The sequence below is a fragment of the Pseudonocardia tropica genome, assembly GCF_040105315.1.
In the GTDB taxonomy this organism is placed as follows: Bacteria; Actinomycetota; Actinomycetes; order Mycobacteriales; family Pseudonocardiaceae; genus Pseudonocardia; species Pseudonocardia alni.
Window position 1 is genome coordinate 250,472 of sequence record NZ_JBEDNP010000010.1, and the last position, 10,339, is coordinate 260,810.

A 10,339-nucleotide genomic window follows, 5' to 3' on the forward strand; every position below is an offset into this window, starting at 1 on the left:
TTACGGGAAATCGTCGGGTCGGCCTCGGGAGTGGTGCGCGGAAATGTGTCGTCACCCGATCGGGTGGATCCCCGGGCAGGGCCGTCACCTGCGGGTCGTCGATCAGTTATCGCGGAATCATCCCCCTTTCCGCGGGGAGGGCGGGGAGTCGTCCCCGGGTCGGCGTCGCGAATTCGTGACCACGTCGTGACCGATCCCGACGCGGATGCGGCCGGGCCCGTCCGGCTACGGTTCCGTGGACCGACGCCGGGAGGCCGCATGGGCGAGCGACGACACCTGCTGGAGGGGCTCGCCGGCCCGACCGTCGCGCTGGAGGCGGTGAACCGGGCGACCCACGAGTTCACCGGCAGGCAGGCCCGGCGCGCGGGGCTGCACCCGACCGACCTGTGGGCGCTGCGGCTGCTCGACGTGCACGGCTCGCTCGGGCCGACCCAGCTGGCCCGGCGGCTGGACCTGCGGCCGGCCTCGACCACCGCGCTGATCGACCGGCTCGAGGCGGCCGGCCACCTCGAGCGGGTGCCCGACCCGCACGACCGCCGCCGGGTCACCGTGCGCTCGCGGGAGGAGTCCTTCCGCGCGCGGCTCGCGCAGTGGGAGCCGGCCGTGCGGGCCCTCGACGACGTCGCCCGCCACCTCTCCGACGACGAGGGCGCGGTCGTCGAGCGCTACCTGCGCGCGGTCGTGGCCACGCTCGACGAGCTCGGCGCCGGGTAGTCCGGGAGCCGGAACGTGTCGACCGCGCCGGTCGGCGTGGCCCCGAGCAGGCCGGTGACCCGCTTCCCGGCCGGGCTCGCGACGGCCCGGAACGCGGTGCGCAGCGTCCGGATCCCGGCCCGCGACCGCGGGTTGGCCAGCCTCAGCGGCGGCAGCTTCTGCGCCCGCCCGGTCGCGGGCCGCAGCAGCTCCTCGTAGCGGCGGAGCGCACCCGCGGTGTCGCCGGGGCGGGAGGCCAGCTCCCCGGCCAGCACGTAGGCGCCGATCAGGGCCAGGCTCGTGCCCCCACCGCCCAGCGGCGACGGGCTGTACGCGGCGTCGCCGAGCAGCACCACCCGTCCCGAGCTCCAGTGCGGGGCCATGACCTGCCCGACGGCGTCGAAGTACATCGGGGCCCCGTCCGGCCCGTCGCCGAGCGCGCGCAGGATCCGCGGGGCGACCCAGCCCGCGTCGGCGAAGGTCCGCCGCAGGACGGTGCGGACGTCGGCGTCGCCGAGGGTCTCCAGGCCGCGCACCCCGGACAGGAAGGTCAGCATGGCGCGGGTGGTGCCCAGGTTGTCCGGGCGCAGGTGCACCCCCCGCGAGCCGGTCTCGTGGAACCAGTTCCACCAGGCGTCGTCGTCGGCGGTGCGGGGGATCGTCAGGTAGGCGCCGTACATGCCCGTCTCGCGGACGGTGACGTCGTCGAACACCAGGTCACGGGTGCGCGACCGCAGCCCCTCGGCGACCACCACGAGGTCGGCGGTGACGGTCGTGCCGTCGTCGAGGGCGACCCGGGCCGGGCCGTCGCCGGTGCCCCGGTCCTCGACGCCGGTGATCCGGGTGCCGAACCGGAACGTGGTGGACCCCGCCGCGGCCTCGATCAGCACCCGGGCCAGCTCGCCGCGCAGGATCTCCAGCTCGGCGGTCGGGCCGTCGGTCGTCCCGGTCGGGTCCATCGGGATCTCGGCGACGGGGCGCCCGTCGTCGCCGATCACGCGGAAGCCGACCTCGTGGGTGCCGGCGGCCCGTACGGCGTCCGCGAGGCCCATCCGGCGCAGGACCTCGCGGGCGGTGCCGCGGACGTCGATGTTGTGCCCCTCGTCGCGCTGCCGCGGCGCGCGCTCCAGGACGGTCGTCCGCCAGCCGTACCCGGACAGGCGCAGGGCGAGCGCGGAGCCGGCGATGCCGGCGCCGGAGATCAGGGCGTGCCGGGAGGAGGTCATGGTAGTTAGATGACCGAACTACCCGGTCGGCTAAACCTGCTCGACGATCTCGTCGGCCACCCAGCGGGCCGCGCCCTCCGGGAGCGGGGCGGGCAGCCCGAGGACCACGTGCCCGAACCCCGCGCCGACGGCGGCGGAGACCCGCTCTCGGGCGTCCTGCGGGTCGTCGTAGGAGACGCCCAGGTGGATCGACCGCGTGATCTCGGCCGGGTCCCGGCCGATGTCGCCGCACAGCCCGTCGAGCATCGCGCTGCGGGCGACGGCGTCGTCGAGGTCGCCGCCGGGGATGTTCCAGACGTCGGCGTGCCGGGCCGCGATCCGCAGCGTCGCCCCGGCCCGGCCGCCGATCACGATCGGCGGGTGCGCCTGCACCGGTTTCGGGCTGCCGAACGCGCCGGTGAGCCGCACCTGCTCGCCGTCGACGTCGAACGGCTCGGTCTCGGTCCACAGGCGCCGGATCACCGTGCAGGCCTCGTCGAGGGCGGTCAGGGCGTCGGCGGTGGCGGCGAAGGGCAGGCCGTGCGCCTCGTACTCGCGGCGGGCGAGCGGGTGGTCCGGACGGGACCCGACGCCGATGCCCAGGTCGAGCCGCCCGCCGGAGACGACGTCGACCGTCGTCGCGATCTTGGCCAGCACCGCGGGCGGGCGGAACCGGTTGCTGGTGACCAGCAGGCCCAGGCGCAGCCGTCGGGTCCGCGCGGCGAGCGCGGCCAGGGTGGTCCAGCCGTCGAGGGCCGGGCCCCGCGGGTCGCCGCCGATCGGCATGAGGTGGTCGAACAGCCAGGCGTGCTCGATGCCGGGCAGCTCGTCGGCCTCGAGCCAGACGCGCAGCAGGTCGTCGTAGGTGGTGTGCATCTGGGCGGTCATGATGCCGATGGACGCTCGGGACACGGGAGCTCCTGCGGGATGAAACGGAACACTGTTCCAGGTACGATACGGAACAGTGTTCCGGGCGGCAAGGAGTGTGTGGTGGGTGTGCAGCGGGAACCGGTCCGGTCCGACGCCCGGCGCAGTCGCGCCGCCCTGCTCGAGGCTGCGGCGGCCGAGTTCGTGACCGCGGGCGTCGACGCGCCGGTCCGGGCGATCGCCGCCCGTGCGGGGGTCGGTGTGGGGACGGTCTACCGGCACTTCCCGACCCGGCCCGACCTGGTCGTCGCCGTCTACCGGCACCAGGTCGAGGGGTGTGCGGCGGCCGCACGGACCCGCCTGGAGGCCGGTCCGACGCCGTTCGACGCGCTCACGGCGTGGGTCGGGGAGTTCGTCGACCTGCTCGTCACCAAGCACGGGCTGGTCGCGATGCTCGTCCACGACGACGGCCGCTCCGCCGCGCTGCACGAGCTGTTCCTGGAGCGGCTGCTGCCGGCGGGGGAGGAGATCGTCCGGGCGGCGCAGGGCGCCGGACAGCTGCCGTCCGACGTCACCGCCTACGAGGTGCTGCGGGGGATCGGCAACCTGTGCTTCGGCGCCGAGGCCGACCCCGCCTACGACGCCCGCCGTGCCGTCGGCTTCTTCCTCGCGGGCCTCCGGGTTGCGTAACCGGAACGACGTTCCTATATTTCCGGAGGAGGCTCCGTTTCAAGGTCTCCACTCCGTCTCCCGAAGGAGCGCACCATCGTGGACTCCACGATCTCCCTCACCGTCGACGGCCGTCGCCACGAGCTGACGGTCGACACCCGCACCACCGTCCTCGACGCACTGCGCGACCGGCTCGGCGTCACCAGCGCCAAGAAGGGCTGCGACCACGGCCAGTGCGGCGCCTGCACCGTCCTGCTCACCGCACCCGGGGAACCCGGCCCCGGCCGGCGGGTGCTGTCCTGCCTCTCGCTCGCCGTCGCCCACGACGGCGCCGCGGTCACCACCGCCGACGGCCTCGGGTCCGGCACCGACCTGCACCCGGTCGCCGAGGCCTTCATCGCCCACGACGCGTTCCAGTGCGGCTACTGCACCCCCGGCCAGATCTGCTCGGCCGTGGGGATGCTGGAGGAGGCCCGCGCCGGGCACCCCAGCGCCGTGACCGCCGACCTGGCCGGCGACGGCCCGGCCCGGCTCGACCGCGCCGAGATCGCCGAACGCCTGAGCGGGAACCTGTGCCGCTGCGCCGCCTACGCGGGCATCGTCGACGCGGTCGACGCCGTGCACACCGGATCGGGGGCGTCGCGGTGAAGCCGTTCGCCTACGCCCGGCCCACCGACGCCGTGGCCGCCGTCGCCACCGTCTCCGCCGACCCGTCCGCCGCCTACCTGGCCGGCGGGACCAACCTCGTCGACCACCTGAAGCTGGGCCTGGTCACCCCGGGCACGCTCGTCGACGTCACCGGCCTGTTGCCCACCGGGATCACCCCGACCGCCGACGGCGGCCTGTCGATCGGCGCCGGCGCCCGCAACACCGACGTCGCCGCCGACCCCCGGGTCCGGCGCGACTACCCGGCGCTGTCGGCCGCGCTGCTGGCCGGCGCCTCGGGCCAGCTGCGCAACATGGCCACCACCGGCGGCAACCTGCTGCAGCGCACCCGCTGCTCCTACTTCGCCGACCTGACCGCGCCGTGCACCAAGCGCGACCCGGGCCAGGACTGCTCGGCGCAGCACGGCTGGGCCCGCCACCACGCGATCCTCGGCGCGCCCGAGGGCGGCTGCATCGCGACCCACCCGTCGGACATGGCGGTTGCGCTGGCCGCGTTCGACGCCCGCGTGCACGTCCTCGGCCCGGACGGCGAACGCACCGTCGCCGCGACCGAGCTGCACCGGCTGCCCGGCGACGACCCGGGCCGCGACACCGTGCTGGAGCACGGGGAGCTGATCACCTCGGTCGAGCTGCCCGCGCTGCCGGTCGCCGCGCACTCCGCCTACCGCAAGGTCCGCGACCGCGCCTCGTACGCGTTCGCGCTGGTGTCGGTGGCCGCGGCCCTCGACGTCGCCGACGACGGCACCGTCCGCGACGTGCGGATCGCCCTCGGCGGGGTCGCGCACCGGCCGTGGCGGGCGCACCGCACCGAGCAGGCGCTGCTCGGTGGGCCCGCCACCGACGAGGCGTTCCGCGCCGCCGCGGCGGCCGAGACCGCCGACGCCCGCGCCGTCGACACCGCCGTCGGCGGCAACGCCTTCAAGATCCCGCTGGTGGCCGGCACGGTCACCGCCACCCTGCGCGGCCTCGCCGCGCACCGGACGGAGGCCGCATGACCAGCACCGTCACCCCCGGCACCGCGACCGACGGGGCGGCAGGCACGTCGCACACGCGGATCGAGGGGCCCGCCAAGGTCACCGGCAACGCCGTCTACGCCTACGAGCAGGATGCCGTCGCGCCGCTGCACCTGTGCGGCGTCGGGGCGACGATCGCCCGCGGCCGGGTCCGCGCGGTCGACACCACCGCCGCGGCCGCGGTCCCCGGGGTGGTCGCGGTGCTCACCGTCGACACCGCGCCCCGGATCCCCGGCAGCCCCACCCCCGAGCAGCAGGTCCTGCAGTCCGCCGAGGTGCACCACCGCGGCCAGTACGTGGCCGCGGTCCTCGCCGAGACCGCCGAGGCGGCCCGGGAGGCGGCCGACGCCGTCGTCGTCACCTACGACGCCGAGCCCGCCACCACCGCGTTCGACCCGGCCTCGACCGAGGCCTACACCCCCGAGGTCGTCGTCGCGTTCCCGCCGGACAGCACCACCGGCGACCCGGACGCCGCGTTCGCCGCGGCCCCGGTGCAGGTCGACGCCACCTACCGCACGCCGATCGAGTACCACCACCCGATGGAGCCGCACAGCACCGTGGCCCGCTGGGACGGCGACCACCTCACGCTGTTCGAGGCCTCGCAGGCGGTGTGGGCGGCCCGGCGCGAGCTCGCGCAGATGTTCGGCATCGGCGACGACGACGTCACCGTCGTGTCGCCGCACGTCGGCGGCGGGTTCGGCACCAAGGGCACGCTGCACGGCGGGTCGGTGCTGGCCGTCGTCGCGGCCCGGGCGGTCCCGGGGCGGTCGGTGAAGCTGGCGCTGAGCCGCCGCGAGATGACCGACCTGACCGGCTACCGCCCGGCCACCGCGCAGCGGGTCCGGCTCGGCGCCGGGACCGACGGGCGGCTGCACTCCCTGGCCCACGACGTCGTCGAGTCCGGGGCGCGGATGGCCGAGTTCGGCGAGCCGACCGCGGTGATCAGCCGCCACCTGTACGCCGCGCCGCACCGGAGGACCTCGCACCGGGTGGTGCCGCTGGACCTGTCGACGCCGACCTACATGCGCGCGCCCGGCGAGGCGCCCGGCAGCTTCGGCGCCGAGTCCGCGGTCGACGAGCTGGCCGTCGCGCTCGGGATCGACCCGGTCGAGCTGCGGATCCGCAACGAGCCCGAGGTCGACCCGGACACCGGCCGGCCGTTCTCCAGCCGCAACCTCGTGGCCTGCCTGCGCCGCGGGGCGGAGCGCTTCGGCTGGGCCGACCGCGACCCGCGCCCGCGCGCCCGGCCGGTCGACGGCTGGTGGCACGGCACCGGGGTGGCCGCCGCGTTCTTCCCGTCCTTCGCGATGCCCGGCTCCGCCGCCGCGATCCGGTACGCCGACGGCGGCGCCGGTGCCCCCGGCCGCTACCGGGTGGACATCGCCGCGGCCGACATCGGCCAGGGGGCCCGCACCGTGCTCACCCAGATCGCGGCCGAGGCGCTCGGGGTGCCGCCCGCGCAGGTCGACCTGAACCTGGGCGACACCGGCCTGCCGCACGCGACCATGGCCGGCGGCTCCGCGGGCACCGCGTCCTGGGCGACGGCGATCGTCGAGGCGGCCGACCGGTTCCGCGACAAGTGGGGCACCGACCCGGAGGACGCGGCGGAGGCCGACGGCGTCGCCGGGCACAACCCGGCGATGGCCGAGTACGCGATGGGCGCGCACGGGGCGCACTTCGTCGAGGTCGCGGTGCACGCCGACACCGGCGAGATCCGGGTGCCGCGGATGCTGGGGGTGTTCGCCGCGGGCCGCATCCTCAACCCGCTGACCGCGCGCTCGCAGTTCCTCGGCGGGATGGTGTGGGGGCTGTCGATGGCGCTGCACGAGGAGGGCGTCGTCGACCCGGCCCGCGGCCACGTCGTCAACCACGACCTCGCCGGCTACCACGTGGCGGCGAACGCCGACGTCGGCGACATCGACGCCGAGTGGGTCGACGAGGACGACCCGCACGTCAACCCCGTGGGTGCCAAGGGGATCGGGGAGATCGGGATCGTCGGGGTGGCCGCGGCCGTCGCGAACGCCGCCCACCACGCCACCGGCGTGCGGGTACGGTCGCTGCCGATCACCCTGGAGCACTTCCTGGGGGCCTGAGCGCGAGCGCCAGGACCCGCTCGGCCCGCTCGGCGAGCCGCTGCGGGTCCTGCGCCGCCGTCGCCGCCCGGAGCGCGCCGGCGTCGACCCTCGCGGGCACGCCGGGGGAGAACCAGCGCTCCAGCAGGTCCGCGGTCATCTCGGGGTGGAACTGCACACCCACGCTGCGGCCGGCCACGAACGCCTCGTGTCCGGCCCCCCTGGTGGCGAGCAGCTCCGCCCCGGGCGGTGCGACGAGCTGCTCGGCGTTCCAGCAGAACCACGGTCCGGCCGGGAGGCGGCCGTCGACCGGGTCGACCGGGTGCCATCCGATCCGGGCGGCCGGCGGCGTCGTCCGGGAGCCGCCGAGCGCCTCGGCGAGGAGCTGGGCGCCGAAGCAGACGGCCAGCACCGGCACACCGGCGTCGTGCGTCCGGCGCAGGAAGGCGACCTCGCGGGCCGCCCACCCCGCGATCCGCTCCCTCGGCCACGGCGCGCCGAGGGTGACCACCAGGCCGGCCCCGGCGGGGTCGGGGAACCCGGCGTCGACGTCCGGGGTGTCGTACCGGTCCGCGGGCACCACCGTCGTCCACTCCGGACGGATCCCGCGTCGTTCCAGGGCCGGGCCGAGCAGCCCGAGCCCGGCGACGTGGTCGTGGCCGATCACCAGTGCGCGCACGGTCACTCCCCGTTCGATCCGCACCCGCCCGGCGCCGGGACGTGTGGGCCGCCGCCGACGGGGTACCTCACCCCCATGTCGGTACGCGTACCCGGGGCGTCGGCCGGCCCAGGCCCTGTCGGTTGAGATCCTGCAGCCGGCGGGGCCGCCCCGTCGCGGGTCAGTCCGCCAGCGGGCGGAACCGGCGCAGCCGCAGGCTGTTGAGCACCACGCACACCGAGCTGAACGCCATCGCCGCTCCCGCGATCATCGGGTTGAGCAGCCCGAACGCGGCCAGCGGGATCGCGGCCGTGTTGTAGGCGAACGCCCAGAACAGGTTGCCCCGGATCGTGCCCAGGGTGCGCCGGGACAGCCGGACGGCGTCGGCCGCGGCGCGCAGGTCACCCCGGACCAGGGTGATGTCCGACGCCTCGATCGCCACGTCGGTGCCGGTGCCCATCGCCAGGCCCAGGTCGGCCCGGGCGAGCGCGGCGGCGTCGTTCACGCCGTCGCCGACCATCGCGACGACCCGGCCCTGCTCCTGCAGCCGCGCCACCACGGCGAGCTTGTCCGCGGGCAGCACGTCGGCGATGACGGTGTCCGGGCCGGGCTCGATGCCGACCTCACGGGCGACGGTCTCGGCGACGGCCCGGTTGTCCCCGGTGAGCAGCACCGGGCGCAGCCCCAGCCGACGGAACTCCGCGATCGCCTCGGCGGAGGTCGGCTTCACGGTGTCGGCGACGACGAGCACGGCGCGGGCGGCCCCGTCCCACGCGACGGCGACCGTCGTGCGGCCCCGTGCGGCCTCGTCCGCGGCGACCGCGGCGAGGTCGTCGGACAGCGGGACCGACCACTGCTCGAGCAGCCGCGGACGGCCGACGAGCACGGCGTGGCCGTCGACGACGCCCTGCACGCCGAGGCCCTCGTGGTTGGTGAAGTCCGTGACGGCGGGCAGGTCACCGACCCGCTCGGCCGCCGCCCCGGCGATCGCGGCGGCGACCGGGTGCTCCGAGGCACGCTCCAGCGCCCCGGCGAGGCGCAGCACGGTCGCCTCGTCGGCCCCGTCGCCGGTGTGCACGCCGGTCAGCGACATGGTGCCGGTGGTGACGGTGCCGGTCTTGTCGAGCACGACGGTGTCGACCCGGCGCGTGGACTCCAGGATCTCCGGCCCCTTGATCAGGATGCCGGTCTGGGCGCCGCGCCCGGTGCCGACGAGCAGCGCGGTCGGCGTGGCCAGCCCGAGCGCGCACGGGCAGGCGATGATCAGCACGGCGACGGCCGCGGTGAACGCGGTCGAGGCGAGGGCGCCGGTGAGGATCCAGACCAGCAGCGTCGCGGCCGCGATCACGGCGACGACGGGCACGAACACCGCGGAGATCCGGTCGGCGAGGCGCTGCACCTCGGCCTTGCCGTTCTGCGCCTCCTCGACCAGCCGCGCCATCTGCGCGAGCGCGGTGTCCGAGCCGACCCGGGTGGCCCGCACGACGAGCCGCCCGCCGGAGTTCACGCACCCGCCGACGACGGTGTCGCCGGCCCGGACCTCGACCGGGACCGACTCACCGGTCAGCATCGAGACGTCGACCGCCGAGCGGCCGTCGACGACCTCGCCGTCGGTGGCGACCTTCTCCCCGGGACGGACGACGAACTCCTCGCCCACGGCGAGCTCGTCGACGGCGACGCGCACCTCGGCGCCGTCGCGGAGCACCGTCACGTCCTTCGCGCCCATCTGCAGCAGCGCGCGCAGCGCGGCACCGGCCCGGCGCCGGGAGCGGAGTTCGACGTAGCGCCCGGCCAGCACGAACGTGACGACCGCGGCGACGACCTCCAGGTAGATGTTCCCGCTGCCGTCGGTGCGCGAGATCGTCAGCTCGAAGGGGTGCACCATGCCGGGCATCCCGGCGGTGCCGAGGAACAGTGCGTAGAGCGACCAGGCGAGCGCGGCCGTCGTCCCCATCGAGACGAGGGTGTCCATCGTGGCGGCGCCGTGGCGGAGGTTCGTCCAGGCGGCGCGGTGGAACGGCGCGCCCGCCCAGCCCCAGACCGGCAGTGTCAGCAGCAGCGAGACCCACTGCCAGCCGACGAACTGCCACGCGGGCGTCATCGCGACGACGACGACCGGCACCGACAGCACGGCGGCACCGATGAGCCGGTTCCGCAGGTCGCGCAGGTCGCGCTCGGGGTCCTCGTCGGCCCCGGCGCTCGGCGGGGTGGCGGTGTAGCCGGCGGCCTCGACGGTCCCGAGCAGGGTGTCGAGCCCGACGCCGCCCGGGGCGCTGATCCGCGCCTTCTCGGTGGCGTAGTTGACGGTGGCGGTGACGCCGTCGAGCTTGTTGAGCTTGCGCTCGATGCGGTTGGCGCAGGACGCACAGGTCATGCCGCCGACGGCGAGCTCGATCTCGGTGACGGTGCCGTCCGCGCTGCCCGCGCCGTTCTCGGCGACGGTCCCGGTCGCGGCTGCGCGGGGCAGGGCGGTGACGGGTCCGTGGGCCGGGGACG

At 75.9% G+C, this 10,339-nt stretch carries 9 protein-coding genes; 5 read left to right on the top strand and 4 right to left on the bottom strand.

Going from position 1 to position 10,339, the window contains the following annotated elements:
- Nucleotides 1-258: 258 nt before the first annotated feature.
- Nucleotides 259-714: a MarR family winged helix-turn-helix transcriptional regulator gene (locus WHI96_RS18410; protein WP_345644002.1), complete on the top strand. Its 456-nt coding sequence runs from the start codon at nucleotides 259-261 to the stop codon at nucleotides 712-714.
- Here the strand turns inward: WHI96_RS18410 and WHI96_RS18415 are convergent.
- Together WHI96_RS18415 and WHI96_RS18420 are read right to left on the bottom strand one after the other, a co-directional pair.
- Nucleotides 666-1,919 carry an FAD-dependent monooxygenase gene (locus WHI96_RS18415; RefSeq protein WP_345643999.1) on the bottom strand — a complete coding sequence of 418 codons (1,254 nt, stop codon included), beginning with the start codon at nucleotides 1,917-1,919 and terminating at the stop codon, nucleotides 666-668. The genes WHI96_RS18410 and WHI96_RS18415 overlap by 49 nt on opposite strands.
- Before the next feature lie 30 nt (nucleotides 1,920-1,949).
- Entirely contained in the window at nucleotides 1,950-2,774 is an 825-nt protein-coding gene (locus WHI96_RS18420; RefSeq protein ID WP_345644572.1) for an LLM class flavin-dependent oxidoreductase, read from the bottom strand.
- A 114-nt stretch (nucleotides 2,775-2,888) separates the two neighbouring features.
- On the opposite strand from WHI96_RS18420, the gene WHI96_RS18425 reads away from it, so the two are divergent.
- From WHI96_RS18425 to WHI96_RS18440, 4 genes are all read left to right on the top strand, one after another.
- Nucleotides 2,889-3,455, top strand: a complete 567-nt coding sequence (locus WHI96_RS18425; protein WP_345643996.1) for a TetR/AcrR family transcriptional regulator — start codon at nucleotides 2,889-2,891, stop codon at nucleotides 3,453-3,455.
- A 78-nt stretch (nucleotides 3,456-3,533) separates the two neighbouring features.
- On the top strand, nucleotides 3,534-4,082 hold the full coding sequence (locus WHI96_RS18430; RefSeq protein ID WP_345643993.1) for a 2Fe-2S iron-sulfur cluster-binding protein: 549 nt from the start codon (nucleotides 3,534-3,536) through the stop codon (nucleotides 4,080-4,082).
- A complete protein-coding gene (locus tag WHI96_RS18435; RefSeq protein WP_345643990.1) occupies nucleotides 4,079-5,095 on the top strand; it encodes an FAD binding domain-containing protein in 1,017 nt (338 codons plus the stop codon). The genes WHI96_RS18430 and WHI96_RS18435 overlap by 4 nt, the downstream gene beginning before the upstream one ends.
- Nucleotides 5,092-7,206, top strand: a complete 2,115-nt coding sequence (locus tag WHI96_RS18440; protein ID WP_345643987.1) for a xanthine dehydrogenase family protein molybdopterin-binding subunit — start codon at nucleotides 5,092-5,094, stop codon at nucleotides 7,204-7,206. Before WHI96_RS18435 ends, WHI96_RS18440 begins: the two co-directional genes overlap by 4 nt.
- Here the strand turns inward: WHI96_RS18440 and WHI96_RS18445 are convergent.
- On the bottom strand, nucleotides 7,178-7,864 hold the full coding sequence (locus WHI96_RS18445; protein ID WP_345643984.1) for a type 1 glutamine amidotransferase: 687 nt from the start codon (nucleotides 7,862-7,864) through the stop codon (nucleotides 7,178-7,180). The two genes, WHI96_RS18440 and WHI96_RS18445, sit on opposite strands and share 29 nt — an antisense overlap.
- Before the next feature lie 160 nt (nucleotides 7,865-8,024).
- A complete protein-coding gene (locus tag WHI96_RS18450) occupies nucleotides 8,025-10,217 on the bottom strand; it encodes a heavy metal translocating P-type ATPase (RefSeq protein ID WP_345644569.1) in 2,193 nt (730 codons plus the stop codon).
- Between the last annotated feature and the right edge of the window lie 122 nt (nucleotides 10,218-10,339).

Coding starts and splice junctions, on each gene's coding strand:
- WHI96_RS18410 (WP_345644002.1), top strand. CDS start 259: ATGGGCGAGCGACGACACCTGCTGGAGGGGCTCGCCGGCCCGACCGTC.
- WHI96_RS18415 (WP_345643999.1), bottom strand. CDS start 1,919: ATGACCTCCTCCCGGCACGCCCTGATCTCCGGCGCCGGCATCGCCGGC.
- WHI96_RS18420 (WP_345644572.1), bottom strand. CDS start 2,774: ATGCACACCACCTACGACGACCTGCTGCGCGTCTGGCTCGAGGCCGAC.
- WHI96_RS18440 (WP_345643987.1), top strand. CDS start 5,092: ATGACCAGCACCGTCACCCCCGGCACCGCGACCGACGGGGCGGCAGGC.
- WHI96_RS18450 (WP_345644569.1), bottom strand. CDS start 10,217: ATGACCTGTGCGTCCTGCGCCAACCGCATCGAGCGCAAGCTCAACAAG.